General features: G+C 57.0%; 23 protein-coding genes. 14 read left to right on the top strand and 9 right to left on the bottom strand.

Going from position 1 to position 26851, the window contains the following annotated elements:
- Positions 1-28 precede the first annotated feature (28 nt).
- The 3 genes from JAO32_RS05825 to JAO32_RS05815 form a co-directional block, all read right to left on the bottom strand.
- Entirely contained in the window at positions 29-664 is a 636-nt protein-coding gene (locus JAO32_RS05825; protein ID WP_334238428.1) for a hypothetical protein, read from the bottom strand.
- A gap of 165 nt (positions 665-829) precedes the next feature.
- Entirely contained in the window at positions 830-2503 is a 1674-nt protein-coding gene (locus tag JAO32_RS05820; RefSeq protein WP_334238426.1) for an NAD+ synthase, read from the bottom strand.
- Between the two features lie 45 nt (positions 2504-2548).
- Positions 2549-4057, bottom strand: a complete 1509-nt coding sequence (locus JAO32_RS05815; protein WP_334238424.1) for a sugar transferase — start codon at positions 4055-4057, stop codon at positions 2549-2551.
- A 232-nt stretch (positions 4058-4289) separates the two neighbouring features.
- Here JAO32_RS05815 and JAO32_RS05810 point away from each other — a divergent pair, with 232 nt between their 5' ends.
- Entirely contained in the window at positions 4290-5183 is an 894-nt protein-coding gene (locus tag JAO32_RS05810; protein WP_334238422.1) for a ChbG/HpnK family deacetylase, read from the top strand.
- Here the strand turns inward: JAO32_RS05810 and JAO32_RS05805 are convergent.
- Complete coding sequence (locus JAO32_RS05805) at positions 5180-6529, bottom strand: sensor histidine kinase (RefSeq protein ID WP_334238420.1); 1350 nt, start codon at positions 6527-6529, stop codon at positions 5180-5182. The genes JAO32_RS05810 and JAO32_RS05805 overlap by 4 nt on opposite strands.
- Positions 6530-6602: 73 nt before the next feature.
- Between JAO32_RS05805 and ribA the strand changes: the two genes are divergently transcribed.
- Both ribA and JAO32_RS05795 read left to right on the top strand, forming a co-directional pair.
- Positions 6603-7238 (top strand): GTP cyclohydrolase II, encoded by a 636-nt coding sequence (gene ribA, locus JAO32_RS05800; RefSeq protein ID WP_334238418.1) that lies wholly within the window; start codon positions 6603-6605, stop codon positions 7236-7238.
- A 33-nt stretch (positions 7239-7271) separates the two neighbouring features.
- Positions 7272-8168 (top strand): alpha/beta hydrolase, encoded by an 897-nt coding sequence (locus tag JAO32_RS05795; RefSeq protein ID WP_334238416.1) that lies wholly within the window; start codon positions 7272-7274, stop codon positions 8166-8168.
- A gap of 49 nt (positions 8169-8217) precedes the next feature.
- On the opposite strand, the gene JAO32_RS05790 is transcribed toward JAO32_RS05795, so the two are convergent.
- A complete protein-coding gene (locus tag JAO32_RS05790; RefSeq protein ID WP_334238413.1) occupies positions 8218-8952 on the bottom strand; it encodes an OmpA family protein in 735 nt (244 codons plus the stop codon).
- Positions 8953-9197: 245 nt separating this feature from the next.
- On the opposite strand from JAO32_RS05790, the gene uvrC reads away from it, so the two are divergent.
- Positions 9198-11159, top strand: a complete 1962-nt coding sequence (gene uvrC, locus JAO32_RS05785; RefSeq protein WP_334238411.1) for an excinuclease ABC subunit UvrC — start codon at positions 9198-9200, stop codon at positions 11157-11159.
- Here uvrC and ypfJ read toward each other — a convergent pair whose 3' ends face one another.
- Positions 11160-12080 carry a KPN_02809 family neutral zinc metallopeptidase gene (gene ypfJ / locus JAO32_RS05780; RefSeq protein WP_334238409.1) on the bottom strand — a complete coding sequence of 307 codons (921 nt, stop codon included), beginning with the start codon at positions 12078-12080 and terminating at the stop codon, positions 11160-11162. It lies immediately after the preceding gene.
- 126 nt (positions 12081-12206) lie between these two features.
- Between ypfJ and JAO32_RS05775 the strand changes: the two genes are divergently transcribed.
- Genes JAO32_RS05775 through JAO32_RS05760 form a run of 4 tightly spaced genes read left to right on the top strand, consistent with a single transcriptional unit; the run spans position 12207 to position 16449 of the window.
- Entirely contained in the window at positions 12207-13811 is a 1605-nt protein-coding gene (locus tag JAO32_RS05775) for an ArnT family glycosyltransferase (RefSeq protein WP_334238407.1), read from the top strand.
- A gap of 46 nt (positions 13812-13857) precedes the next feature.
- The gene (locus JAO32_RS05770; protein WP_334238406.1) at positions 13858-15246 is read left to right on the top strand and encodes an APC family permease; all 1389 of its coding nucleotides are present in this window, start codon (positions 13858-13860) and stop codon (positions 15244-15246) included.
- A 5-nt stretch (positions 15247-15251) separates the two neighbouring features.
- Entirely contained in the window at positions 15252-16010 is a 759-nt protein-coding gene (locus JAO32_RS05765; RefSeq protein ID WP_334238405.1) for a HipA family kinase, read from the top strand.
- A complete protein-coding gene (locus tag JAO32_RS05760; RefSeq protein WP_334238404.1) occupies positions 15994-16449 on the top strand; it encodes a DUF3037 domain-containing protein in 456 nt (151 codons plus the stop codon). Before JAO32_RS05765 ends, JAO32_RS05760 begins: the two co-directional genes overlap by 17 nt.
- Positions 16450-16514: 65 nt before the next feature.
- Here the strand turns inward: JAO32_RS05760 and glgA are convergent, their stop codons facing one another.
- Positions 16515-17963, bottom strand: a complete 1449-nt coding sequence (gene glgA, locus JAO32_RS05755) for a glycogen synthase GlgA (RefSeq protein WP_334238402.1) — start codon at positions 17961-17963, stop codon at positions 16515-16517.
- 61 nt (positions 17964-18024) lie between these two features.
- Between glgA and rsmA the strand changes: the two genes are divergently transcribed.
- Entirely contained in the window at positions 18025-18813 is a 789-nt protein-coding gene (gene rsmA, locus JAO32_RS05750; protein ID WP_443082575.1) for a 16S rRNA (adenine(1518)-N(6)/adenine(1519)-N(6))-dimethyltransferase RsmA, read from the top strand.
- A gap of 1 nt (position 18814) precedes the next feature.
- Here rsmA and JAO32_RS05745 read toward each other — a convergent pair whose 3' ends face one another.
- Both JAO32_RS05745 and ruvC read right to left on the bottom strand, forming a co-directional pair.
- Positions 18815-19450, bottom strand: a complete 636-nt coding sequence (locus tag JAO32_RS05745) for a hypothetical protein (RefSeq protein ID WP_334238400.1) — start codon at positions 19448-19450, stop codon at positions 18815-18817.
- Positions 19447-19953, bottom strand: a complete 507-nt coding sequence (gene ruvC / locus JAO32_RS05740) for a crossover junction endodeoxyribonuclease RuvC (protein ID WP_334238610.1) — start codon at positions 19951-19953, stop codon at positions 19447-19449. Before ruvC ends, JAO32_RS05745 begins: the two co-directional genes overlap by 4 nt.
- A gap of 192 nt (positions 19954-20145) precedes the next feature.
- On the opposite strand from ruvC, the gene JAO32_RS05735 reads away from it, so the two are divergent.
- The 5 genes from JAO32_RS05735 to JAO32_RS05715 all read left to right on the top strand — a co-directional run bounded on the left by JAO32_RS05735 (position 20146) and on the right by JAO32_RS05715 (position 26850).
- Positions 20146-21132, top strand: coding sequence for an acyl-CoA desaturase (locus JAO32_RS05735; protein WP_334238398.1), 987 nt, complete (start codon positions 20146-20148; stop codon positions 21130-21132).
- 126 nt (positions 21133-21258) lie between these two features.
- Positions 21259-22683, top strand: coding sequence for a PP2C family protein-serine/threonine phosphatase (locus tag JAO32_RS05730; RefSeq protein WP_334238396.1), 1425 nt, complete (start codon positions 21259-21261; stop codon positions 22681-22683).
- On the top strand, positions 22680-23645 hold the full coding sequence (locus JAO32_RS05725) for a sensor histidine kinase (protein WP_334238394.1): 966 nt from the start codon (positions 22680-22682) through the stop codon (positions 23643-23645). The genes JAO32_RS05730 and JAO32_RS05725 overlap by 4 nt, the downstream gene beginning before the upstream one ends.
- Complete coding sequence (locus JAO32_RS05720) at positions 23642-24394, top strand: response regulator transcription factor (protein WP_334238392.1); 753 nt, start codon at positions 23642-23644, stop codon at positions 24392-24394. Before JAO32_RS05725 ends, JAO32_RS05720 begins: the two co-directional genes overlap by 4 nt.
- 89 nt (positions 24395-24483) lie before the next feature.
- Positions 24484-26850: an LptF/LptG family permease gene (locus JAO32_RS05715; protein WP_334238390.1), complete on the top strand. Its 2367-nt coding sequence runs from the start codon at positions 24484-24486 to the stop codon at positions 26848-26850.
- The last annotated feature ends 1 nt before the right edge of the window (position 26851 follow it).

Below are 26851 nucleotides of genomic sequence, written 5' to 3'. Positions count from 1 at the left end.
AGAGGAGTTATGCTCAGCTTCATCCGAATTAATGAACTTCATTGTGCTTTGGGCAGGCCGATATAGCACCGTTGCCCAAAGGACTAAAACAATAGTCCGTTCGATAAGCATTTCCAGACATGTCCTGATAGTAGATACGCCCAGCAATGAATACTTTCCGGCGTTTCATCTGAATGGCGGCCTCTAATTCCGAAACCGTATCTTGAGGAGACACTGTAGAAAAGACGCAGCTAAAGTCACTTGCGCCCACGGCGCCGTCTTCCTCCTTTGGGCATGTCGCTGACGCGTTCGAAGGGATAGTTACGTCACTCCCAGTCGGAGGAATTGTCTGCGAAGGCGTAAGGGTATCAAAAAATTTGTCTAAGTTTTGTTCTGCTGCGTCCCCCAAGAACACGCGATCTTGGCTGACTTTATGAAGTGCTGGTGACTTTCCGTAATTCGTTAGTCCGACGTTGAAGGTCAATGGCACGACCCCATCGCCTTTATAAGGTGCGACCTGCTTCGCGAGGACATACGGTCTCTGATCTTTGATGAAAGAGTCTCTGGTCAGTCCCAATGATTCCCGAGAGAGTAGGGCTTGATAGCCGGAAAAAACGGTCGCTCCTGCAACTGCTAGGAATGTGGCTATATCGAGCCACCTATGCCTTTCCTTACCTTGGTTCATTACACATATCCTCAAATCGGTAGCGATTTTATCAACCGTTCGATCCGATCAGACATTGTGTGTGCGGTACAACCTATTTCTATTTTAGATATTTCTTGGAAATACCATGCCAGCTCTATTTGCTTTGCTTTCTTGTGGTTGAGGGCCGAAGGGGCTTGACAGGTTTTAGAGTTGCTGACGGATGCGGGCTGCGAGTGGGAAGCGGCGGCCTGTGCCGAAGCTCTTGGCGGTCACCTTGAGGACAGGGGCTGCCTGCTGGCGCTTGTATTCGCTGCGTTCTACCAGCCGAAGTACCTGCTCCACGCGTTCGCGGTCCACGCCCTGGGATGTGACGATCTCCTCTGCCGATTCGTAGCGCTCCACATATGCCTGCAGGATGGGATCGAGCACCTCGTAGGGCGGTAACGAATCCGTGTCTTTCTGATCGGGCCGAAGCTCCGCGCTTGGCGGTTTGGTAATGGTGTTTTGCGGGATGACTTCGCGCTCGCGGTTGGCGTAATGGGCAAGCTGGTAGACCTTTGTCTTCCAGACGTCGCCGATGACGGCGAGTGCGCCGACCATGTCGCCGTAAAGCGTGCAGTAACCTACGGACATCTCGCTCTTGTTTCCCGTGGTCAATACCAAGTGACCGAACTTGTTCGAAACGCTCATCAGCAGCGTGCCGCGGATGCGGGCCTGCATGTTCTCTTCCGCAAGGCCGAAGGGTGTGCCCGTAAATACTGGCTCCAGAGCCTTATCCATTGCGTTAAAGGTTTCGCGAATCGCCATGATTTCACACTGGATGCCGAGATTATTCGCCAGGGCGAGCGCATCATCGACAGAACCGCTTGAGGAGTATTCGCTGGGCATGCCGATGCCCATGACGTTCTGCTTACCGACCGCATCGACAGCCAAGGCCGCGACTACCGCAGAATCGATGCCACCACTCAGGCCAATCAAAACTTTTGAGAAGCCGCACTTGCGTACGTAATCGCGGATGCCCATTGCAAGTGCCTGCCACGCCGCTTCTACGCCGTCGACAACAGGCGTTACGGTTTGCGGATGCGAAAGCGTGGTGTCAAAGAGCAGCAAGTCTTCTTCAAAGCTCTTTGCTACTGCAACGGCCTCTCCTTCACGATTGACCACAAAGGACGCACCATCGAAGAGGAGGCTATCGTTGCCGCCCACCTGTGCAGACATGGCTGCCGGAACACCATGCCGTTTCGCAATGGCGCCGATCATGCTGCGGCGCACCTGCTGCTTTCCTTCCCAATATGGCGACGCGGAGATGTTCAACATATGCGTGGGCTTCCGGCCATCTGGCAGCGAACCGTCCAGCAGGCGCTCCACGGGATCGTTTGCATAAAACCGCTCGGGCCAGAAGTCCTTATCGTTCCATGCGTCCTCACAGATAGTGATGGCCAGGACTTCGCCACGAAACTCCACCAGGGACTGGGATTCCGCAGGCTGGAAGTAGCGCTGTTCGTCGAAGACGTCGTAGAACGGCAACAGCATCTTCTGCTGGATAAATTGCACCTTGCCGTCGTAGCAGAGTGCGGCGATGTTGCGCGCGCGCTTACCGGGACGAGTGGCTGACTCTAATGCCGTTCCGCACAGAATGGCCGGCATACCGGGCTGGGCCGTGGCCTGAGCGATCGTATCCAGTGAACGCTGGCAGTGGGCTAGGAAGTTGTCGTCTTCCAACAGGTCCTGCGGCGGATAGCCGGGGATGGCAAGTTCTGGAAAGACGGCTAGTTCTGCGCCCGCTTCTCCAGCACGTTTCGCATATTCCAGGATGCGTGCGGTGTTGCCCTTGAAATCGCCTACGGTGGGGTTCAACTGCGCCAGTGCAATCTTCACAACACCATTATGAAACGGTGGGCGCAGTTATCGCGAATGGCGATGTTAGCTGCCGGTGCCGCTGATGACCACGCTGATGGTGCGGATGAGAATCTTCAGATCAAGCCAGAGATTCCAATTCTCCACGTATGCCGTATCGAGCGAGATATAGCTGTCGAACGACGGATCCTGACGCGCTTCCACCTGCCAGAGGCCGGTGATGCCCGGTAGAACGTCGAGGCGGCGGAGATGGGAGAGATCGTAACGCTCCACTTCCGACGCGATCGGCGGACGCGGGCCTACGAGGCTCATGTCGCCCTTGAGGACGTTGAAGAACTGCGGGATTTCATCCAGCGAATACTTGCGCAGGAAGCGGCCCATGCGAGTGATGCGTGGGTCGTTGCTCATCTTGAAAAGGATGCCGTCGCGCTCGTTCATGTGTGCCAGTTGCGCCTTCAGATGATCAGCGTTCTGGACCATGGTGCGGAACTTGTAGCAATTGAAGGTGCGTCCCTTACGTCCGATACGGCGGGCGCGGTAGAAGATGGGCCCCGGAGAATCCAGACGAACCGCAATGGCAATCAAAAAGAGAAGCGGGCTGAGGATGACCAGAGCGGCGAACGACAACGTAAGGTCGAGTGCTCGTTTGACCATGAACGAGCCAATGGGGAAATCGCGGCGATGGAGCGGAATGGTTGGGAACTGTCCCACGTATTCGATCGGCGCATTCCATGCGAGGCCGTCATAAAGATCGGGGACGACACGCACGTCAATGCCAAGCTCACGCGCTTCCTGAACAAGGCCGATTACGATTTTCTTTTCCGCCGGGACCGAGAAGAAGATTTCATCCACGAACAGCGCCCGAGCAATGGAGAGGCAGTTCGTTACGTCGCCTACGATGTCCGCGTCTGCTGACTCAATTTCCTGTTCGTTCAGGGCGATGAAACCACGGAAGCGGAATCCGAGATGCCGCAAGGATTCGAGATGATTCCGCAAAGCATGGCCTACACGGCCGGAACCGATGATGAGAACGTTCCGCGTATCGACGCCATCGCGGTAGCGGGTGTACACCATGGAACGCCACAGAGCGCGGCGTGCACACAACATGGTTCCCGTGAGGATGACGGAGAGCAGAACGACGATGCGGGAAACGGTTTCGCCGCGAAGAAGATAGATGCTGCCGCAAAGCAGAAGGCCAGCCACCAAAGTTGCCTGAATGGTGAGGCGCTGTTCATTGAGGCCGCTGCGATTCTGGATGGGACCGTAAAGCCCGTACGAGCGCGAAAAAAATGCCAGGCAGAGAGCAAACCAAACCACATACGCGCCGTACTCGCTCCACATGAGGTGCAGAACACCCTTCTGTGTGAGAGCGCCGCTAATATGTGCGACGTCCAGCCGGAAGTGCATGGCAATGAGGCTGCCGATCAGCGCAGTAAGGATGTCCAGCGCCGCCCATGCTGCGCCCGTAACAGATGGTCGTTCCAGCACTCCGGCCGCCATAGACACGCCACGTCCTGGAGAAGACGATGTCTCTGTAGCAATGACATTTCCCTGCGCGTACTCTTGTGCTGGCATTACATACCTTTTTATGCCGTTGGATGCACCCAAGGGCATTTTCCGGCGGATGAGGCTTTACCTGAGTTGCGGGGAGGTCGGCTGACGGCACACTTACCGCCTGGCTGCACTTCCTAATGAGGATACCCTATGACACCACATTAGTTGCGGCAAGCCGCACCATATGTATCACATCGCAACAATTTGTTCTGTTTTTGAAGCCGTTCCTACCACGACTTTTTTGAAATCCGGGATGCAGCCGGTACACTGCCCCGTGATGTCCTCCCATGGAAACGCCCAGCGGCGCCTGATCGTAAACGCAGATGACTTTGCCCTTACCGAAGGGGTGAATCGTGCAATTGGAGAGCTTTCCGAAGCTGGTGCTTTACGGTCCTGCACTCTGATGGCTGCAGGTGCTGCCTTTGATGACGCTATTCGTACTACAAAGGAGTACAAAAACCTGCGTGTGGGTTGCCATGTCGTATTGGTTGATGGCTCCTGTGTGGCTCCGGCAGAGACGGTTCGTGCTCTTCAGGAGGGGGACGAAGGGCAACTGAGGAACTCCTTGCCGGGCTTTATCGCCGATTTGCAGCGCGGGAAGATTCCAGAAGCACAGATTGAAGCCGAGGCGGTTGCCCAGATCCGGCGGCTGCAGAATGCGGGGCTGACCGTCACCCACGTGGACAGCCATAAACATACGCACCTGTTCCCCCGTGTGGCACGTCCGTTGATGCGGGCAGCCATGCAATGTGGGGTTTCGGCGATTCGGAATCCGTTTGAACAGGCGTGGTCAGCCGGGCTGACGCGTGGGCCGCTGTTGCGAAAGCTGGAAGTGGCGGCTTTGCGTAACTTCAGCAGCACGTTTCAGAAACTGCTGCGGGCTTCCGGGTTGAAGACAACGGCGGGGTCGATTGGCGTTTCGGCTACGGGGACTCTTGACGCTGAAAATCTGAAGCGGCTGCTGGATGGGATGCCGGAGGGTACCTGGGAGCTGGTGTGTCATCCCGGTTATAACGATGCCGCGCTGGGGGCGGTTCGTACTCGGCTGCGGAATGAGCGCGATGTGGAGCGGAATGCGCTGTTGACTCAGATTCCTGCAGCCGTTCGCGATGGGCGTTTTGAGCTGATTGGATTCGACGAGCTTTAATTGCTACGGACGCCCGCAGGGGTTTGCTGCAGGTCGGTGGTTGCGACTACCGGCATTTCCAGGGTGATGCGGGTGCCTCGACCGGGGCGGCTTTCCATTTCCAGAACGGCGTCGCTGCCGTAGAGCACTTCCATGCGCTCGCGGACGTTCTTCATGCCGATGCCGTTGCCGGCGCGGCGCAGGCCGCTGACGGGCATGGCGACGTCGCGTTCGGGGGCGATGCCTACGCCGTCGTCTTCTACTTCCAGCAATAGGCGTTCGCCGCGGATGCGGCTGCGCAGGGTGACTGTGCCGCCGCTGATGCGAGGTTCCAGACCGTGCTTGATACTGTTTTCAATCAGCGGCTGCAGCAACATGCTGGGGACGACGAGGTCGAGCGTGTCCGGTGCGATTTCTTTTACGACGCGGAGCTTTTCGCCGAATCGCACGACTTCAATGGCGAGGTAGTCGTCGGTGAAGGCGAGTTCGTCGCGGAATGGGACGAAGGCTTCGCGCTTCTTGAGCAGGATGCGCAGGATGTTGGCGAGGCGGACGATCATCTCGCGTGCCAGTTCGGGTTCGAGGCGGATGAGTGAGCCGATGGAGTTCAACGTGTTGAACAGGAAGTGTGGGTTGATCTGGCGTTGAAGCGCGTCAAGACGTGCTTCCAATAGAAGGCGCGCCTGTTGTTCCAGCTTGTCTTCAATACGGATGGCGTTCCAGATTTTCAGTGGGATGCCGACGATGACGGGAGCTGCGGCAGCGATGGCGAGTTGCAGCAGCCATAGGTTCGAATGCAGCGCAAAAAAGCGGCGTGGGCGGTACATGGCCACTTCGCTGGCGCCAAGCTGCAACAACATAATGATGAGCAACAGCAGTACCTGCCGGTCCAGATGCGGGCGGCGCAGGTTGCGACGCACCCACTGGTACAGGCTGAGGTCGATCATGGGGGAGAACGACCAGATGGCTTCTACGTCTGCGAAGCGATAGAAGCCTCCTGCCACGAGTGCGGCGATGAGGTTTACCGGAAGAGCAAGAAATTCGTGATGCAGCACGGCCGGGAACGAGAGAATGATTGCGCCGACCGCTGCAGCGGATGGGCCGAGGATGGCACCGAGCAGGATCGTCGTTGCAAACGAGATGTCCGCGGCAAGGAAGTTCGGGACTACGGTGCGAATCCACACGCCCAAGGTGAGTGGCGTGACGATCAGCAGCATGAGCTGCATGCGGTCAATCGTGGTGCGCTCTGTTGCGAGGAGCAGTCTGCGAAAGACAGTGGAACGCGCCAGCGAACTGGAGACAGCCGCAGCTACACCAAGCTGAATGAGCAACGAGATGAGGACGAGCTTGGGTTCCAGCGGATTCACGTCTTCAGCTTACCCCGGCGGGTTCGAATGCTCTGCATCCACATACGTCCTTAGGCATCTATAGAATCGACATATGCAGTACAGCCGGGTTGAAAAAGTCGCAGAAGCCGAACTTCCCACTCGCTGGGGAAGCTTTCGCATCCTTGGCTTTGAGGGGCATCTTGCCCCCGATGCAACGCCGGGGCCCATGGGGAATACCGTGGATGAGGCCGTGGTGCTGATCTATGGCGATGTGAGCAAGGGGTCGCCGATTGTGCGTGTGCATTCGCAATGCCTGACGGGTGATGTTTTTCATTCGCTGCGGTGCGACTGCCGCCAGCAACTGGAATTGGCGCTGGACACGATTACGGCGCATGGTTCGGGCATTGTTCTGTATGAGGCGCAGGAAGGACGTGGCATTGGCCTGATGGCGAAGCTGCGCGCCTATGAACTGCAGGACGCCGGACGGGACACGATTCAGGCCAATGTGGAACTGGGTTATCGTGCGGATCATCGTGACTTTACGCTGCCCGCAGAGATTCTGAATCAGCTTGGGATTGGTTCGATTCGCTTGATTACGAACAATCCTGAAAAGGTACAGGCAATGGAAAGCCGCGGGATCAAGGTGGCAGAGCGCATTAGCGCTGAAGTTGCCGCTGAACTGACCAGCCAGAAGTATCTGGAAGTGAAGCGGGACAAGATGGGCCACATGATCGGTTCTTTGCTCTAGACTTTTCACCAGCTTGGGATAGGATGGCGCATCATGCACATCCGTGTCCTTGCTGCTGTGACAGCCTTTTTGCTGTGGCTTCCTTCTGCTCTATGCCAGAAACCGTGTGGCAGTACTGTCACGGGCCATCTGGATGTAATTCCGTTTCATGACAAAACATTTGGCAGGGATCGGATGCTGCGCGTCTGGTTGCCACCGGGTTATGACGATGCTTCGAACGCGCATCACTTGTATCCGGTCCTGTATATGTTCGATGGCCAATGGCTATTCGACCGCTGCCTTTCGCCGTGGCTGAGCGAATGGAAGATCGACGAAACGTTGACGGCGCTCATTCCGCAGCATCGCGTGGAAGCGATGATTGTTGTTGGGATTGATAACGCTGGCAGAGAGCGTTCGAACGAATACGAACTCTACAGCAATCCGCTGGGCCACTCTGCGACAGCTCCGAGTGGCGATAGGATTCCTGCTTTTCTGGACGAGGTTCTTCCCTTTGTGGAATCGCGTTATCGCATTGCAAAAGGTAGAGAACATACGGCAATCGGCGGTTCGTCTTTTGGCAGCCTGGCGGCGCTGACGGCGTTGTTGAGAAGGCCGGATGTCTTTGGGCTTGGCTTACTGGAAAGCACTTCGTTGCAGGAGGGCAATGGACTTGTGCTGCGTGATGCTGCAACGATTGTCCGCGGTCCGCTGCGTGTCTCGATTGGAGTTGGCTCGGAGGAGCTAGGTGAAAAGGATATTGCGGCGTTACAGATTCCGAATGCCGATCCCGGATTCGTTCGTATGCACCAGATGCTGGCCGATAGTATGCGGCATAGCCTAATCAATACACCGGAAGTAAAGTTCACCGTGACGCCTGGTGGCAGACACACCGAAGAGTTCTGGAGTGAACGCTTTCCGGATGCAATTGAATTTCTGTTTCCCTATCGCTGAAAAGAAAGGCGGCCCTGAGGCCGCCTTATCTCTTGGAAGCAGTCGCGTATTAACGAGCCTGGGCTGTCTGTGTTCCGTCAGCCTGCATGTTGGAGAGCACGCGAACCTGTACGCGACGGTTCTGCTTGCGACCTTCTGCGGTGTGATTCGAGGCAACTTCCTGATCCTTGCCGATGCCTACAAGGTAGAACTTGTGCGGAGCGATATCGTACTTGCTCTGCAGGTAGTAGGCCACTGCGTCAGCACGCTTCTGGCTCAGGGCGTAGTTGTATTGCGCATCGCCCGTGGAGTCGGTGCCGCCGGTCAGTTCCAGGATGTAGTGCTTGCTGGACTGCAGGTTCGTGGCCAGCTCATCGAGCTGCTTCTTATCCGATGCGGTCAGTACAGACTTGTCAAAGCCGAAGGTTACGCTGACATCCTGCATGGACTTATAGTTGTCGAGGTTTGCAACGACACCGGTCAGCGTATCCACGCGGTTATACGCGTCTTTAGCGCTTGCCTGCGCCTTGTCAGCGGCCTGACCGGCAACAGTTGCATGCTGGTCGGCTGCATCCGCAGCACCCTGAGCCTTGGCAATGCCAGCCTGTGCACGCTGATCCGTGTCTACGATGTTGCGATGGTCAGAGGCGGTACGCGCATCCAGTTCGTTGGTCTGCTGGATGATGGGGGCAGCCTGCGACCGCACATAGTTCTTCGTGCTGCAACCTGTGGTCAGAAAAAGAATCAGGGCAGCCGATCCGGCCGCCACACTTGCGCGAGTCATCTTGTCTGCTTTCATAGTCATTCCAGCTTCCTCCGGTTCTTACATCGGCGCTCTTTAGGAAAGCGCCTGTACGGCCTAAATGAATGCACGCCCCATGCCAAACACACATATTGTTTACTTTGTTATAGATACACCATTTTCGGCAAACTCTATGGCCGTGTGATTCAGGTACAAATTGCCTTTCTTTCAGGCAGAAACTTCCATCGCCTGATTCCATCTAAACTGTTGCACAGACGCGAAGATATCTTCGCCTGCCCGAACCACGCATGGATCTCCATCAGAAAATCCGGACGCTTCCCCAGCAACCTGGCGTGTACCTGTACAAGAACGCCGAGGGCGAGGTCATCTATGTTGGCAAGGCGAAGAACCTGCGTAGCCGCGTCAGCAGCTATCTGCTGAAGGCGAATCAGGCCAATGCAAAGACTGGCACCCTGATGCGCGAGGCCGTGGATGTGGACTACATCCAGGTGGCTAACAACCACGAAGCGCTGGCGCTGGAAAACAACCTGATCAAGCAGCGCAAGCCGCGGTTCAACATTCTGCTGCGCGATGACAAGACGTATCCCTATGTGAAGTTGACGACGGGCGATCGCCATCCGAAGGTCTTTGTCACTAGGAAGCTGCGCAAGGATGGCAGCCAGTATTTTGGGCCATATTTCCCAGGGAATCTGGCGTATCGGATTGTCGACCTGATCCACCGCTCGTTTCTGATTCCAAGCTGCAAGGTGGATTTGAACCGCTATCATCCGCGGCCGTGCCTGGAGTACTACATCAAACGCTGCCTGGGGCCATGCGTGGAGAACCTTGTTGCGCCGGAGACTTACCGCGAGGCAGTTCGCGATGTGCAGCTATTCCTTGAGGGCAAGGAAGGCGAACTGGAAGGCCGCTTGAAACAGCGCATGGGCGAGGCTGCGGCAAATGAACAGTTTGAGCTTGCAGCCAAGATGCGCGATCAGTTGATCACGCTGCAGGAGTTGCAGGCGAAGCAGCGCATTGCCTCCACGGAGAATGAAGATGCGGATGTGTTCGGATTCCATTTCGACAAAGAGATGCTGGCCGTGGCGCAGTTCCATATGCGCGAAGGCAAGATCGTGGACAAGCGCGACTTCTTCTGGGAAGACCTGCCCGAGGTGAACTTTGAAGTGGGTGCGGAGGAAGAGGATTCTTCTCCGACAAGTGCCGATGTATTGCGCGAGGATGCGCCGACGCAGCCACAGAGCTTTTCGCCTACGCTGTTCTTCGCAGCATTTCTGAAACAGCTTTATCTGGATCAGCCGTATGTTCCTCGACAGATTCTGCTGCCGGTTGAGTTTCCCGATCGTGTTGCGCTGGCTTCTGCATTGAGTGAACAGAGCAAGCGCAAGGTGGAGATACTTGCACCGCAGCGTGGTGACAAACGTTCGCTCGTCGATCTGGCCGGGACGAATGCGAAACAGAGTTATGACCAGCGATTCCGCACGCTGCAGCCTTCCAAGAAAGCGATTGCGGAAGCGCTGCAGGATGCGCTGAGCCTGCCGGAAGTGCCAACGCGCATTGAGTGCTTTGACATCTCGCACATTCAGGGTGCTGAGACTGTTGCCAGCATGGTGGTGTGGGAGAACGGCGATATGAAGAAAGCGGACTATCGCAAGTTCAAGCTGAAGACGGTAACGGGCGTGGATGACTTTGCTTCGATGCACGAGATTCTGGTGCGTCGCTATGCTAAGTTGCAGGCGAACAACGAGCCCTTCCCTTCACTCATCCTCATTGACGGCGGATTAGGACAGCTTCACGCTGCGTATGCTGCGTTGGAGAGCATTGGCGTGACGCTGCAGCCGTTGGCGTCGATTGCGAAGCGTGAGGAAGTGATTTACGTCTACGGGCAGGAGGATGATCCGGTGGTGCTGGATCGTCGTTCGCCGGTGCTGCACCTGGTGCAGCGCATTCGCGATGAGTCACATCGGTTTGCCATCAGCTATCACCGCAAGCGTCGCGAGATGCGTGATCGGGACAGTGAGTTGTTGCAGATTCCCGGTGTGGGGCCGACGACACGTAAGCGGTTGATTGAACATTTCGGTAGTCTGCGCGGCATTAAGGCTGCGGGATCGGATGCTCTTACAGCCGTGGTGAATGCTGCAACGGCGAAGAAGATTCGCGCTTACTTTGATGGTGAACGTGAGGCTGCTATTGACGGCAACGGCGTTCCGGTAGAAACCGAAACGCCGCCTGAGTTCCGTATCTTGCAGTAGCTAGTTTGCGTCAGAAGACTGGTAACCATCCGCGCCGACATCGAAGGTGTTGCAGGATTTCACTTGGCCGGTTTCGAAGCCGCGTTTAAACCACCCCTGACGTTCGGCGCTGGTGCCGTGGGTGAAGCTTTCCGGGCTTACTGTGCCGCGCTGCATTTTCTGGATGTGGTCGTCGCCGACGGCTGCGGCGTTCTGCATGGCCTGATCGATGTCGCCCGGATCAAGGATGTGGCGCTGCTGCGTGGAGTGCGCCCAGATGCCGGCGTAGCAGTCGGCTTGCAGTTCCAGTTCTACCGAGGTCTTGGAACGTGTTGCAGGATTGCGCATGGCTTGCTGCGCTTTCTGTTCCGTGCCGAGGATGTTCTGTACGTGGTGGCCGATCTCGTGCGTGATGACGTAGGCCTGCGCGAACTCGCCCGTGTTGCCGCCGAGTTGCTTCAGTTCGTCCCAGAAGCTGAGGTCGATGTAGACACGTTCATCTTCCGGGCAATAGAACGGGCCGGTGGCGGACTGTGCATTGCCGCAGCCGGACTGTGTGCGGTTGCGGAAGAGCACGAGTTTTGCGTGGCGATAGTTGCGGCCTGTCTGCTCGGGGAGGATCTGTGACCAGGTTTTCTGTGCGTCGTCCAGAACGAAGGAGACAAGCTGCACATCGTGATGTTCGGCGGCGCTTTCCTGTACGGATTGGCCCGGTTCGCTGTGCTGCCGCACCTGCGGTCCGCCACCGCTCCCTGCGGCTGCGCCAAGGCCGGTGAGCAGGCTGCCGATGAAGCCGCGACCGGAGATCAATCCAATGACGACGACGAGGATGAAGCCGCCAATGCCGAGTCCTCCGCCACCGAGATTGAATCCGCCTCCGCCTCCGGAATCTCCACGACGGTCTTCAATATCGCTGCTGGTGCCTCCGGGCGTCCATTCCATTGTTGTTCCCTCTTGATGGTGCTTCGTTTGGAGTCATCGGGTTGGATGCGCGATGCGCTTTTCCGAATGCCTCCACGGGAAGCATAACGCGGAACTAATCGCTTGGGTTGCACGTATGCTTCCTGCATGACAAGGTCGACGATTGTCCGTCCCGTGGATGCATCACTGCGTTCCGCGATCCGCATCTCCCTGTGGTTTGCATTGGCGAAGCTATTGCTTCATGTTGCCGGGACGCTCTGGCAACGGCACATTGGCGTGGGTTACTTCCGCGATGAGTTTTATTACCTGATGTGTGGACGGCATCTGGCCTGGGGATATGTCGATCATGGACCGGTCGTCGCCGTGCAGGCGCGCATTGCGGAGACGCTGTTTGGGCATTCGATGGTGGGCATTCGAATGCTGTCAGCGTTGGCTGGCGCGGGACGCATCTTTCTGACGGGATTGCTTTGCTGGTCGCTGGGCGGTAAGCGAAGTGCGCAGGCGTTGGCCATGCTTGCGTGCATCTGCATGCCGCTCTACCTTGGCGTGGACAGCTACCTGAGCATGAACTCGTTTGAAAGCCTCTTCTGGATGACTTGCCTGCTGGTTGTCATTCTTTTGTTGCGCGATGAGAGCAACGGAGTGGATCGGCGATGGATGTGGTGGAGCATCTTTGGCGTGTCCGCGGGGATTGGGCTGCTCAACAAACCGTCGATGGCTTTCTTTCTTGTCTGCCTGGGCATTGCGTTGCTGGTTACACCGCAGCGGCGGGTATTGTTTACTCGTCAGGCGGCGTTGGGTGTTGCGCTGCTCATTCTTATCGCCACGCCAAATCTTCTGTGGCAGATGCACAATCACTGGCCCACGCTGGAGTTTCTACACAATGGCCGCGTGAAAGGTAAGAACGTTCGTCTGAATCCCATTGCGTGGATTCTGAACCAACTGATGGTTCTGGGGCCTTGGACGGCTTTTGTTTGGATCCCTGGTTTGGTGCACCTGTTGAAGCGTGCGGATCGCCGCTGGCTTGGCCTTACCTGGCTGATTCTGCTGGTGCTGATGATTGGGCTGGGAGCTAAGGACTACTACTTTGCGCCGATCTATCCGATTCTGTTTGCAGCGGGCGGGATTGCGTGGACCAATCGTTTCGCTTCGCGCGCGGCGGTGCAGCAGGATCGCGTGGTTGCCTTCCCTGTGGCGTTTGTCACGATGATTGTTCTTACAGCGCTGGTGCTGCCGACCGCGATCTTTGTGCTGCCTCCGAATACCTTTGTGGCTTACACGAAGGCGCTACATATTCCTGTTGGCGATTCAGAGAATACCGGTGGCCACCAGATGTTGCCGCAGTTTTATGCGGATCGCTATGGATGGGAGGAGAACCTGGCGGAGGTCAATCGCATCGTGAATTCGCTCTCGCCAGAGGACCGCGCGAAGGTGGGCATATTCGGCGGGAATTATGGCCAGGCGGCGTCGCTGGAATGGTTAAGCAGCTTACATGGCATTAAGCTGCCGACGGTGATTTCGGAACACAACAATTATTGGCTGTGGGGTACACGCGGGTTGGACGGTGAGGTGATGATCATTGATCGCAAGACCACCGTCGCCAAGCTGCAGGAGTACTACTACGACGTGCAGGTGGTGGGGCATGTCGATCACCCGCTGTCGATGTGGTACGAGCAGCATGACATCTATCTCTGCCGCCACCGGAAGGTGCCACTGCCGCCGGATTGGGCTGTGAGCAAGTTCTATTACTGAAAATTTTGGCGAGGAGCGCGGTGGATGCTAGGCTCGATTGCACCGCATGAACTCTGATCACGAACTTCCCCGCGTACTTGGCGCACGCCATGCAATGGCCCTGGTGGTGGGCATCATCATTGGCAGCGGCATCTTCCTGGTGCCGCGCGAGATGGTGGCTGCCGTCGGCAAGAGCAGCACGCTGTATGCCGTATGGATTGTGGGCGGATTGCTGAGCCTGTTTGGTGCGCTTACCTATGCAGAGATTTCGGCGGGACGCCCAGCGTATGGCGGTGAGTATGCCTTTCTGCGCGAAGCCTACGGTGATCTGGTTGGCTTTCTCTATATGTGGACGTGGTGGACGATTGCGAAGCCTGCGTCGATTGCCACTGTAGTTAGCGGACTTACGCGAACCCTGGCAACTTTTGCTGTCTTCTCTTTCTTTGCGAACCCAGCCTTTCTTGGCATGAACTGGGGGCAGATTGCAGCGCTGGTGGCGCTTTGGCTTGTAACCGGGCTGGATATCGTTGGTACACGTAAAGCAGCGGACGTGCAGGCAGCACTTACGTTGCTGAAGGTTGCCATCATCCTTGTCATTGCCGTCAGTTGCTTCGTTTTCTCTGGTCCTATGGGCACGCTGCATAACTTCTCCACGATGTTTGGCGGGGCGCGCGGTGGATTCTCAGGCTTCATGGTGGCGCTGATTGCGGCACTGTGGGCGTATGACGGATGGAGCGATGTGGCCACGCTGGCTGGCGAAGTGAAGAAGCCGCAGCGCGATCTTCCGGTGGCTTACATTGGCGGCATTATCATCGTGGGCGCGTTGTACATGCTGACGAATGCGGCGATTCAGTACGTGCTGCCTGCATCGTCACTGGCTGCGGCAGATCGACCTGCAGTTGACGCGGTCAAGTTGGTGTTGGGTCAGCATGGCATTGCGTGGGGTGCCGCTCTGGTCAGCATTGGAATGGCGATCAGCATTTCTGCAACGCTGGTAGGCACGACGCTTTCCGGTGCGCGTATTGGGTTTGCGGCGTCGCGCGATGGATTGTTCTTTGCGCGCATTGCAAATGTGCATCCGCGCTTTCAGACACCGGCTTTCGCGCTGGTCATACAGTCTGTGATCGGATCGCTGCTGATCTTTGCCATTGGCAAGTTTCAGGCGCTGTTTTCTCTGGCGATCTTTGCGGAATGGATTACGTATGGGCTTGCGGTGAGCACAGTGTTTGTCTTCCGCAAGCGTGATGCGATTTCAGGACGCCCGCGTGTGTTTTCGACGCCGGGATATCCGGTGGTGCCGATCCTCTTCATCCTTGCGGCGGTTGCGTTGACCGTGTTCCAGCTTGTTGACGATCCGAAGAATACGCTGCTTGGCTGCATTGTCATCCTGCTTGGCATCCCCCTCTTCCGTTACTTTGAACGGAAGAAGAATGCAGCGGCTCTCCCGATACACTAAGAAACATGCGGTCTGTTCTGGCAACACGGTATGTCCTTGCGCTGCGTGAAGGCGGTTCCCTGCCTGCGATTGTGGAGGCGGATGATCTTGGCATGTATGTGACCAAGTTTCGCGGCGCCGGGCAGGGATTGTTTGCCCTGACAGCCGAGATTGTTGCCGGAGAGATTGGCCGCGCACTTGGTTTGAAAGTGCCGGAGATTGTGCTGGTGGAAGTTGATCCGGTGCTGGGGCGCAGTGATCCTGACGCGGAGATTCGTCATCTGCTGAAGGCAAGCGTGGGAACGAATGTGGGTCTGGATTATCTGCCGGGCTCCACGGATTTTGTTGCTGCTGCTGGTGACAAGGTTTCTGCGGAGACGGCTTCCCTTGCCGTATGGTTTGACAGCTATGTGCAGAACGTTGATCGCACGCCGCGTAATCCGAACCTGTTGATGTGGCATCGCGAACTGTACCTGATCGACCATGGCGCGGCGATGTATTTTCATCACCACTGGGAGACGATGCCGGGCAAGGCGCGCTCGCCGTTTCCGCAGATTGATCAACATGTATTGCTGCCTTTGGCCAGTGACATTACTGCTGCTGGAGCGGTAGCTCGCGAACGGTTGAATGAAACTGTCCTTCGCAACGTCCTTGCGCAGGTGCCAGATGATTTTCTTGGCAGCGACGCAGACGGCATCCGCGAAGCGTATCTACGCTTCTTTGTGGAACGGCTGGAACACGCGCACATCTTTGAGCAGGAGGCCATCCGTGCACGCGAACGTTAGTTTTGATTACGCCATGCTGCGCGTGGTGCCACGCGTGGAGCGCGAGGAGTTTGTGAATGCGGGCGTGATCCTGTACAGCCAGGAGCTGCGCTATCTTGCATGTTGCATCGCGTTGGATTGCACACGACTGCGTGCTTTGGCTCCGAATGTGGATGCCGATGTGATTCAGCAGCATCTGAAGGCGTTCGCGCATGTGTGCTCAGGGGATGACGCTGGCGGCCCGATGGCGAAGCTGTCGCAGCGCGAGCGTTTTCACTGGTTGACAGCGCCGCGCAGCACGATGCTGCAAACGTCCAGTATTCGTACTGGTGTTTGTTCGCGTGACGGCATGTCTCATGAGGCGCTGGATGAACGCCTGCGCGAGATTGCATCGACTGTGCTGGATGAGATTCCGTCGGATCAGAATGCGTTGCGAGCGTTCGCACGTAGCGCCCGATAGCTTACTTACAAAGAGATGGCCCACGTCTCAAAACGAGACGTGGGCCAGTTTCATAAAGCGCTCGCTTAACTCCAGGTGCGGTTCGCGATAACGCCTTCGTAGATCTTGATGTATTCTTCCGCTGGCTTGTCCCAGGAGAAGTCTTCTTCCATGCCGCGCTTCATGATCTCTTCCCACTCTTCCTTGTCCTGGAAGGCAGCGACTGCGCGGCGGATAGCATCCAGAAAATCTTCCTGGCTGTAGCCGTAGAACTTGAAGCCATTGCCATCGGGTCCTTCGTGAATGGTGTCTTCCAGTCCGCCGGTGGAGCGAACGACAGGCACGGTACCGTAGCGCAAGGAATACATCTGGTTCAGGCCGCTTGGCTCGTAACGCGATGGCATCAGGAAGATATCGCTGCCGGCTTCCACCTTGTGCGCCATGGTGTTGTCATAACGAACCTGTACGCGCACCTTGTCTGGATAACGCAGCGCGAGTTCGCCCAACAGGCGTTCGTAGTATTCTTCGCCCGTGCCGAGCGCGAGGAGGACAACATCGTCCTTCACCAGTTCGTGCATGATGCCTGCAAGAAGATCGAAGCCCTTCTGCGTGGCGAAGCGTGAGACGATGCCGAGGACTGCCGTGTGGTCTTCTACGCCGTCCATGCCGAAGGCATGCAGCAGATCGCGGCGGCACTCTTTCTTGCCCTTCAGGTTGTCAGCGGAATAGTGCGCGGCAATGTGCTTGTCGTGCGCTGGGTCCCACTCCGCGTAATCAACGCCGTTCAGGATGCCGAAGAGGTCAGACTTGCGACGGCGGAAGAATTCGTCGAGGCCGTTTCCAAATTCGCCAGTCTGAATCTCCTCCGCGTAATGGCGGCTCACCGTGGTCAACGCGTCGGCGTAGACCAATGCGCCTTTGAGCAGGTTTACCTTGTCGTACATCTCCAGCTTGTCCAGGGTGAACATGTCCCATGGCAGCAGGAGGCGCGGCATGATGTCTGACGGGAACCAGCCCTGGTAACCCGCGTTGTGAACCGTGAAGACGCATGGCACATGGCGCAGAACCGGGTCGAAGAAATAGATGGAGCGCAGGAAGATGGGGATGAGCGCGGTTTGCCAGTCGTGCGCATGGAAGACATCGGGCACGCCGAGAATCTTGCTTGCCTCAATCACCGCACGGCTGAAGAGGCCGAAGCGCTCCCAGTTGTCGGGATAGTCGCCGCTGGGTGTGGCGTAGAAATTTTCGCGGTCAAACATCTCCGGGCAGTCGATGAAGTACACCTGCACGCCTTGATGCACGCCGCCGTCCAACACGCGCGCGTAACGCTGGTAATACGTGTACGGCATGGTGAGGCTGGGGATGACTACGGGGAGGTCCGATAGCTTTTTGGCCACCTGCCGGTAATACGGCACGAAGGTGGTGACACGATGCCCCATGCGTACCAGCACGGGCGGCAACGCACCCACCACGTCCGCCAGGCCGCCGGTCTTGGCCCAGGGTACACACTCCGATGCTGCAAATACGATGTGCATCTACACTCCTACTTCCATGCTCCACGTTAACCTAACGAGAGGAGCACGCACACCGTATCAGATGCAACAACGCAAACCAAAGCTCGGACAAAACTTTCTGGTGGACGATAATGCCCGGCACCGCATTGCGGATGCACTGGGCGATGTGTCCACGCGCATGGTCATTGAAATTGGCCCAGGACACGGTGCCATCACGACGATTCTTGCGGAACGAGCGAAAAAGCTGACCTGCATTGAGCTGGATCGGTCGCTGGTTCCAGAGCTGCGCTTCAAGTTTCGTAATCATCCAAACGTAGAGATTATTGAAGCGGACATTCTGGAGACGGACATCACGGCGCTGATCCCTGCGGGAGAAAAGGCGTTGGTCATCGGCAATTTGCCGTACTACATCACCAGCGACATTCTGCTGCATTTGTGCGCGCATGAATCCGCCATTGAACTGGCCGTTGTGATGATGCAGCGCGAAGTGGCAGACCGTGTGGCAGCGCAGCCGGGCAATCGCGATTTTGGACTGCTCTCCGCTACCGTGCAGATGCACGCGGAAGTGGCCAATGTGTTCACGCTGCCACCGGGCGCATTTGATCCTCCGCCGGATGTGTACTCCACTGTGCTGCGGATGCGCTTTGCGCCGCGATTTGCGGAGCTCGGCATTACGGATGCCGCGGGGTTCGATCGTTTCCTGAAGCTTTGTTTCCAGCAGAAACGCAAGACACTGAACAATAATCTGCGTGCCGCGGGATACACATCGCAGCAGATTGCGGAGGCATGTGATGCTGCGGGGATTGAGCCTTCTGCGAGAGCCGAGGCACTACCGCTGGATGGTTTTGCGGCGCTTTATCGCGCCATCTAACTTACTTGCCCGTCTCTGACTTCGCCAACGCCAACAGATCCTGCGCCTTGGCGCGCACACGATCCATCAATGCTTCGTCTTCCACAATGCGTTGCAGCGTGGGCTGAATGGCGATGACTTCCACGGCACGGTGTTCTTTTACGTCTGCTACGAGGCGGTGCATGACTGCATCCAGGCCGAGGCGGTCGTAGCGGTGTAGTCGATCCAGCTCAATGCCTGTCTGGAGCGTGTTTGCGATGGCCATAAGGTATTCCGTGGACTGGCCCAGCGCCTTGTTATCGGTGTAATTGAAGCTGCAGTGGACTTCCGAGGCACCGCTGGGCCAATACGTCACATCTTTCTGGCCCATGTTCGCAATACCCTTGCTCCTGGTTTCGCAGGGTTGCAGGTTATTTGTTTGGCCCAGGAGCCATCCAAGCTTTTCGCGGCCCGACGCTGACATATGGAAGTTGACCAGTCCCGGGTCAGCTCCCTTGATCGGTTTGCCGGTGTACTGCGCGTCGCCCTGTTCGGGAATCATGATCTTCCAGTGCGGCACGGTGAGGCCGTCACGGTCATACGTCATGGTGACGCTGTAGGTTGACTGTGCGTGCGAGGGCAAGGCAAACAGCAATGTGGCAAGGAACAATTGCTTCATCGGACTCCGACGCCTATCTGTGTCTGAGCAGTATGAACGTGGCAGATGGCGATGGCCAGAGCATCGGCAGCATCGGCAGGTTCTGGCGCTTTCTCCAAATCCAGCAACCGGGCCACCATGAACTGCACCTGCTCCTTCGCGGCAAGGCCGTAGCCCACCACTGCGGATTTGATGGACAACGGCGCGTATTCGCTGACGGAAAGACCGCAGGATGCTGCGGCCAGCATGGCCACTCCGCGTACATGGCCCAGTTTTAGCGCGCTTTTGGCGTTGGCGGCGAAGAAGACATCTTCAATCGCCACACAATCAGGCTGATATGCCGCCATCAGGCCGGTTAACTCGGCGTATACCTGCTGCAAACGCAGCGGCGTGCGCTCTTTCTTGTTCAGCCGAATGGCCCCGGCCGCAACTGGCACAAGACGGCGTTCGCGCGGCGTTTCCTCCACCTGGACGATGCCCCATCCGGTGTATTCCGTGCCGCAATCGATGCCGAAAACCCGCATGGTGACGAGTGTATCGTCTGCAGGCTGCGAACGGCGACCGGGAGGTGGCCGAGTCGATAACCGGCTCATGCAAAGCTGTGCCCTTTCCTGTACCTGGCCGTGACAGAACTCTTACACACAGACGGGTGCCCTTCGCGATAGGGTCAATGGTGTAGAGCGGAACCAGAAACCTCCGCCGGAAAGCAGAGCAGAATGTCACCAGCAGTTGAACAGGTTGAACAGAACACCTCCACGGCCGCACCGGTTCAGCGGCCCGCTCGCCATGTCCCCGCAGCCGTCGAGCAGCGTGAAAAGGTGAAGCAGGACCTGCGCATGGGCCGTGAGCACCAGCAGGGACGCATCAACTGGATCACGACCATCGCCTTCAGCATCTTCCACGTGCTGGGCTTTGCGGCTCTGTTCTTCTGGTCGTGGAAGTACGTCATCTGCGCGGCGGTCATGTACTTCCTGGCGATCAACGTGGGTATCGGCATGACGTACCACCGCCTGCTGACGCACCGCGGCTACCGCGTTCCCCGCTGGCTTGAGATTGCACTGACCACCTGCGGCACCCTGGCGCTGGAAGGCGGACCGATTTTCTGGGTAGCCACGCACCGCGTTCATCATCAGCACAGCGATCACGACGGCGATCCGCACACGCCGAACGATGGCACGTTCTGGGCACACATTGGCTGGATCATCACCGGCCGCGCCCTGCACAGCGAGACTGCCCTGCTGGGCCGCTACGCTCCTGACCTTACCCGCGATCCCGCACAGCGCTGGCTGAGCAAGTATCACTGGCTGCCGCTGACCATCGCTGGTTTCATCCAGATGGGCATTGGTTACTGGATGGGTGGCATTCACGACGCGCTGGGGATGGTTCTGTGGGGCACGTTCCTCCGCGTCTGCGTCGGCGTCCACGCCACGTGGCTGGTGAACTCTGCAACCCATATGTTTGGCGGTCGCCGCTTTGAAACCAAGGACGACTCCCGCAATAGCTGGTGGGTGGCACTTCTGACCGGCGGCGAAGGCTGGCACAACAATCACCACGCACATCCCGTGAGCGTTCGTCACGGCCTGGTCTGGTACGAGTTCGACCCCAACTACTACGGCATCTGGCTGCTGGAGAAGATTGGTCTGGCGAAGAAGGTCCAGGTTGCCAAGTGGGATCCGAAGAACCCGAAACCGGCAGGCGCATAACCCTATCCACAAACAACATCAAAAGGCGCGACGTTGCTCAACGTCGCGCCTTTCTCTTGCACACGGGAGTATCTGTCGCCTGATGCTCCGGTAGATAATGGCTATCGGGATGGGGGCGCACAACGAATGCTGATTGCTGCAGTACCCAGGGTGCAGATCCCTGTTGAAGAGGCCCTACGCCTCTTCAATTACGACCAGATATTTCTATGCCTGGGTACGGTCATCACATTCGCAGGGCTGGTCGCCGCGGTAGTGTGCATCCTGCGCCGCAAGGCAGACCCTCTGTTGCTGTGGTTTGCGCTGTTTTCCATTCTATATGGCGTACGACTCGTCGTCCGTCATCAGCCTACGTGGCAACTGCACTCACAATCTCGGCTTGTCCTATGGCTGACCATTGGTCTTGGCTATCTTGTACCGATTCCGGCGTATCTCTTTTTCAAAGAGTTGAACCTCTTCCATCGAATTGGACGGATCCTGCTCTATGCTGTGGCACCGATCCTCATCGTGCTGTCGTTGCTCACGCTGGTTACCGGCCCGCACTACCAGATAGCAAACATCTACACCCTTGTCGTGTCGATCTCGCTGATAGTGGCTGCCGTGGAACTGGCGCTGGATCGATCGGTATCGCGAGAGACGCGCCTGATTCAGCAGGGCCTGATCCTGTTTATCGTTGGCGCGTTGTATGAAAACCTTGCGGACTTCGTCCACACCATCCCGTATTTCAACGTAGAGCCGTTCGCATTCCTCGTACTGCTCGTAGTGCTTGGAACAGTCGCCGCTCGTCGGACACTTGCACGAGAACAACAACTGCGAACGATTGAGAATGAACTCGATATTGCGCAGCGTATTCAACGCTCAATTCTTCCCACAGCGTCGCCAGTTTCCGACTTCTTCGAGGTGGCTACGCAATACCAGCCAATGACCGCCGTGGCGGGCGACTTTTACGAATACATCTCACTCCGTAACGAAGAGGTTGCCCTCTTCATCGCCGATGTCTCAGGTCATGGGGTGCCAGCAGCTCTCATTGCATCCATGGTGAAGGCGGTTGCGGCGTCTCTGCGCGCAGTTGCAGATGATCCTGCGGAAGTGTTGCGACGGATGAATGGAAGCCTTTGTGGCAATGTTCAGGGACAGTTCGTCACCGCTGCGTATGTCTATCTGAATAGCGAATCCGGCGAACTGCGATACAGTGCTGCTGCGCATCCGCCCATGCTATGGCTTCGGGAAAACACGATACTGCCCATCGAAGAAAATGGCCTCCTTCTGGGTGCGTTTGACTTTGCTGACTACACAACCAAGACACTTCCCTTGCGACATGGTGACCGCATCCTGTTGTATACGGATGGCATGCTGGAAGCAGAGAGTACCGCAGGGGAAGAGTTCGGGGTGGAGCGCCTGGCATCTCTCCTGAGAGATAATCGTGACCTCTCCGCGGAGGAGTGTGCTCGCAGCATGATGAAGACGGTGATGCAATGGTCGGCTGCCCAATCCGATGATCTGACGGTGATGGTCTGCGATTACCGTAATGAGTTTGCAGGAGCCACTGCATGAATATCACCCGCAGACGCGGCACCATTGCCTTCTTCATTACGCTGGGTATCTGCCTGGTAGGGCTGGCGGTTGCGCTGAATGTTGGCTGGATCATCCTGAACGTGACGGAACGCCGCGTTGCGCTGCTGGTCATCGGCATTCTGTTCTTTGCCGTCATCATTGCCGGCCTTGTCCTGAACACGATCTTTCTGGTGCGCGAGATTCGCCGCAACGAACGGCAGGACAGTTTTTTGAACGCCGTGACGCACGAACTGAAGACGCCGATCGCCTCCATCCGGCTTTATCTGGATACGTTGCAACGGCGTCCTCTGGACGAAGCGCAGCGGCAGGAATTTTACAGTCGCATTCGTGAGGACAATGACCGCCTGCTGGCCACAGTTGAACAGATTCTGCGGGCGGGCGAGGCTGGCGCCAAGGGCGTGAAACGCAACCTGAAGGCGCGTCTGCCGGTAGACCTTCGCACACTGACGCAATCCTGCCTGGAGGAAACGGTGCGACGGCATCATCTTTCGCCGGATGCGGTGCAGTTTGAGGATCGCGCCGTGGGCAAAACGATTCAGGTGATGGGCGACGCGGATGCCCTGCGTACCGCCATCCTGAACATCCTCGATAACTCCGTGAAGTACTCCCCCAACGGCGTTCATATTACGGCGGAACTGAGCGCGCCACGCTTCAACACGGCGACGTTGCGCGTTACCGATCAGGGTGTAGGCATTGCAGCAGCTCATATTGGGCGCGTCTTTCACCGCTTTTATCGCGTGGGCGGCGTGTCGCTCTCCAAGGTGAAAGGCACGGGACTGGGCTTGTTTATTGTTCGTTCTATTGCGCGTCAGCACGGTGGTGACGCGACTGCACAGAGCCACGGTGAGGGTCGCGGCGTAACCATTACGCTTCAGCTTCCATTGATTACAACCGCTGGTCTGAAGCCCGCGCCTGCAACGGAGGAGGAAGCGACTGCATGAGTGAATCTCCGCTGATTGCACTGGTGGAGGACGAGGAGCATCTGGCTGAAGCCCTGCTCTTTAACCTGAAGCTCGAAGGCTTTCGCACGCATCACGAAGCCGACGGAGAAGCGGCCCTGAACTGGCTGCTGCACACACCGGAACGGCCTGCCGCAGTGTTGCTGGATGTCATGCTGCCCGGCATCGACGGTTTTGAGATTGCCCGGCAACTGCGCGCCGCGGATAACTATGTCCCGATCCTGATGCTGACGGCCCGCGACCGTCCGGAAGATGTTCTGGAAGGCTTTTCGGCTGGCGCGGACGACTACCTGAACAAGCCGTTTGACCTGTCAATTTTGCTAGCGAGGCTGAACAGTTTGTTGCGGCGCATGCAGTGGCAGGAAAAGGCTGTTCCCCCTGCTGCTGAGGTCGAGCCCGAACCCGTCGCCAGGAATATCTACGAGTTTGAAGGCAAGGTCATCGACTTTGACACGCTGGAAATCCGCGCTGGAGACAAGGTCACCCGGCTCACGTTGATGGAGGCAGATTTACTGCGTTATCTGCTGGGGCGCGAGGGGCGCGTGGTCTCGCGTAAGGAGATTCTGGAAGAGGTTTGGCGCGTCCGCGAGGATACGGATACCCGCGCTATTGATAACTTCATTGTCCGCCTGCGCCGTTATCTGGAGGACGACCCTGTGAAGCCGAAACACCTGTTGACGGTGCGCGGTGTCGGTTACCGCTTTGTGATGGGTGATGGGACCGCCCAATAGGCAGATATCGAAGATTTTGCGAACCTCAGGCGATGTCCACAGCGTCCAATTACTAAACTGGTAAGGATGCAAGAGGCGGCGCTGACATTGTGCGGATTCTGACGAAATACATTCTGCGCGAAGTGCTGTCGCATGCCCTGTTGGGTGGCGTGCTTTTCACGTTTGTGCTGTTCATGCGCGACCTGGGGCACATCCTGGAACTGCTGGTGCGCGGTTCGGCATCGGTGCAGGCTGTTGCGGACGTTTTCTTCTACACGCTGCCCACCACGCTCATCCTGACGATTCCCATGACGGTGCTGGTGGGTATTCTGCTGGGGCTGTCGCGTCTCTCTGCCGATAGCGAAATTACTGCCATGCGCGCGGCAGGTGTGGGTGTTCTGCACTTCGTCGGAATTGTCTCTATCGCAGCGAGCATCGGCCTTGGGATTGGGCTGTTCAATTCTCTCTATGTTGCACCGCGATCCGCTGCGGCCCTGCTGCGGCTGGAAGACAGCCTGAAGACACAGCAGGCGGGTTTTGAAGTGCAGCCGCGCGTGTTCTATGAAGACTTTAAGAACTACGTTCTCTATGTCCAGAACACGCGGCCCGGCCAGGGCGCGTCGTTATGGCAGCATGTGTTTCTTGCAGACCTGACCAACCCTGCTACGCCGCGCATCACCACGGCGGAAGACGCGGTCGTCCTCCCCGCTCCCGGCAACGAATTGCGCCTGCATTTTCGCGATGGCACCAAGCACGAGACGTCGCCGAGAGATCCGAACCAGTACGACATCTCAACCTTTACTGAGACAGACACGCCCATCCAGATTGGCTCGCAGGAAGATCTGAAGCTGGGTCATGCGGACACGCCGCTGGTTGCCATGTCGGCAACGGAATTATGGCAGCGTCGTCATGAGGCACAGGGCCGCACCTACATGATCGAGTGGAACAAGCGCCTCTCGTATCCGGTGGCGTGCATTGTTCTGATGCTGGTTGGCGTGCCACTGGGCCTGTCTTCGCGGCGCGGCGGTAAGAGCACCGGCTTTGTGCTGACGGTGGCCCTGGTCTTCGTTTATTACTTCTTTTCGTCCATCGGCGTCGCCATGGCGAAACAAGGCAAGATTGCACCCGTCGTTGGTGTTTGGGCCGCGAATGTGGTCTTTGCTGCGGTTGGCATTGTTTTATTGCGACAGATGTCGCGTGGTGAAACAGGACTCATTGCTACCATGGCTCGTGGCCTGGCCCCGGTTGGTGTATGGATTGAACGCCGCCTGCCGAAGCGCATGCGGAGTGCACACGCCACACCAGTGGATGAGAGCGGGACACACCGTACTGCAACGACCGTGCATCGTCCCACGCGCCAAAGTCGCTTCCCGCTGATCTTTGACGATTACATGATGCGGCAGTTCCTCACCACGTTTGGTTTGGTGCTGTCGTCGTTCATTCTGCTGTCGTTGATCTTTAGTTTCTTTGAACTGATTGGGGACATCTTCCACAATCGCACACCACTGATCACTGTGGGCGATTATCTGCTGAACCTGATTCCCTACATGCTCTATAACCTGACGCCACTCTGCGCTTTGCTGGCCGTATTAATTACAGTCGGTGCGCTTAGTCGCTCCAGTGAACTCACTGCGATGAAGGCCAGCGGCGTGAGTCTGTATCGCCTTATCGTTCCGCTGTTGGCACTTGCAGCCATCCTTGCGGTTTCGCTTTTCACTTTTGACGAGCTTTATCTACCGCAGGCAAATCGCCGCCAGGAGGCATTGCGTTCTGTCATCAAGGGCAAGCCCGCGCAGACCTTTCTTCGGCCAGATCGCAAATGGATCAGCGGACAGCAAGACTCTGTCGGTGAACCCACGCGCATCTTCTACTATCAGTTCTTTGATCCGGACAAGGATGTCTTCGCCAACCTGACGGTCTTTGAGTTTGAGCCGAACAGCTTCCATCTCAGCCGCCGCATTTTTGCGGGATCAGCGCACTGGGACACGCATGCACAACGATGGGTATTAGAGAACGGATGGGAGCGCGACTTCCAGGGTGACAGCGTCGCTTCGTACAGGCCGTTTGAGGTTGCATCGTTTCCGGAGATACGTGAGCAGCCTGTGTACTTCAAGAAGGAAAGCCGTCAGTCGCAAGAGATGAGCTTCGGCGAATTGAATAACTACATTCACGATCTGCAACAGAGCGGCTTTGACACGATGCGGCTGCGTGTTCAGTTAAACAACAAACTGGCGTACCCACTCGTCACGCTTGTGATGGCGATCTTTGCTGTTCCATTCGCGCTCACGATGGGGAAACGTGGTTCGCTTGCAGGCTTTGCGACCGCTATCGGCATGGCGATCGCGTATAAGGTGGTTGCTTCCATCTTCGACGCCATGGGCAACGTGAATGCGTTGCCACCTGTGATTGCTGCATGGTCACCGGACCTGCTGTTTGGCATGGCTGGTGGATACCTATTGCTGAAAGCGCAGACGTAAA

Source organism: Terriglobus sp. ADX1 (assembly GCF_036877645.1).
Lineage (GTDB): Bacteria > Acidobacteriota > Terriglobia > Terriglobales > Acidobacteriaceae > Terriglobus.
Note: the sequence above shows the minus strand (reverse complement) of the source record. Positions and strands in the feature narration are given on the sequence as shown.

What these genes read in the sequence shown, in the direction of transcription:
- JAO32_RS05825 (WP_334238428.1), bottom strand. Translation starts at nt 664, where the DNA reads ATGAACCAAGGTAAGGAAAGGCATAGGTGGCTCGATATAGCCACATTC.
- JAO32_RS05815 (WP_334238424.1), bottom strand. Translation starts at nt 4,057, where the DNA reads ATGCCAGCACAAGAGTACGCGCAGGGAAATGTCATTGCTACAGAGACA.
- JAO32_RS05810 (WP_334238422.1), top strand. Translation starts at nt 4,290, where the DNA reads ATGCAGCCGGTACACTGCCCCGTGATGTCCTCCCATGGAAACGCCCAG.
- ribA (WP_334238418.1), top strand. Translation starts at nt 6,603, where the DNA reads ATGCAGTACAGCCGGGTTGAAAAAGTCGCAGAAGCCGAACTTCCCACT.
- JAO32_RS05795 (WP_334238416.1), top strand. Translation starts at nt 7,272, where the DNA reads ATGCACATCCGTGTCCTTGCTGCTGTGACAGCCTTTTTGCTGTGGCTT.
- JAO32_RS05790 (WP_334238413.1), bottom strand. Translation starts at nt 8,952, where the DNA reads ATGACTATGAAAGCAGACAAGATGACTCGCGCAAGTGTGGCGGCCGGA.
- uvrC (WP_334238411.1), top strand. Translation starts at nt 9,198, where the DNA reads ATGGATCTCCATCAGAAAATCCGGACGCTTCCCCAGCAACCTGGCGTG.
- ypfJ (WP_334238409.1), bottom strand. Translation starts at nt 12,080, where the DNA reads ATGGAATGGACGCCCGGAGGCACCAGCAGCGATATTGAAGACCGTCGT.
- JAO32_RS05775 (WP_334238407.1), top strand. Translation starts at nt 12,207, where the DNA reads ATGACAAGGTCGACGATTGTCCGTCCCGTGGATGCATCACTGCGTTCC.
- JAO32_RS05770 (WP_334238406.1), top strand. Translation starts at nt 13,858, where the DNA reads ATGAACTCTGATCACGAACTTCCCCGCGTACTTGGCGCACGCCATGCA.
- JAO32_RS05765 (WP_334238405.1), top strand. Translation starts at nt 15,252, where the DNA reads ATGCGGTCTGTTCTGGCAACACGGTATGTCCTTGCGCTGCGTGAAGGC.
- glgA (WP_334238402.1), bottom strand. Translation starts at nt 17,963, where the DNA reads ATGCACATCGTATTTGCAGCATCGGAGTGTGTACCCTGGGCCAAGACC.
- rsmA (WP_443082575.1), top strand. Translation starts at nt 18,025, where the DNA reads ATGCAACAACGCAAACCAAAGCTCGGACAAAACTTTCTGGTGGACGAT.
- JAO32_RS05745 (WP_334238400.1), bottom strand. Translation starts at nt 19,450, where the DNA reads ATGAAGCAATTGTTCCTTGCCACATTGCTGTTTGCCTTGCCCTCGCAC.
- ruvC (WP_334238610.1), bottom strand. Translation starts at nt 19,953, where the DNA reads ATGCGGGTTTTCGGCATCGATTGCGGCACGGAATACACCGGATGGGGC.
- JAO32_RS05735 (WP_334238398.1), top strand. Translation starts at nt 20,146, where the DNA reads ATGTCACCAGCAGTTGAACAGGTTGAACAGAACACCTCCACGGCCGCA.
- JAO32_RS05730 (WP_334238396.1), top strand. Translation starts at nt 21,259, where the DNA reads ATGCTGATTGCTGCAGTACCCAGGGTGCAGATCCCTGTTGAAGAGGCC.
- JAO32_RS05725 (WP_334238394.1), top strand. Translation starts at nt 22,680, where the DNA reads ATGAATATCACCCGCAGACGCGGCACCATTGCCTTCTTCATTACGCTG.
- JAO32_RS05720 (WP_334238392.1), top strand. Translation starts at nt 23,642, where the DNA reads ATGAGTGAATCTCCGCTGATTGCACTGGTGGAGGACGAGGAGCATCTG.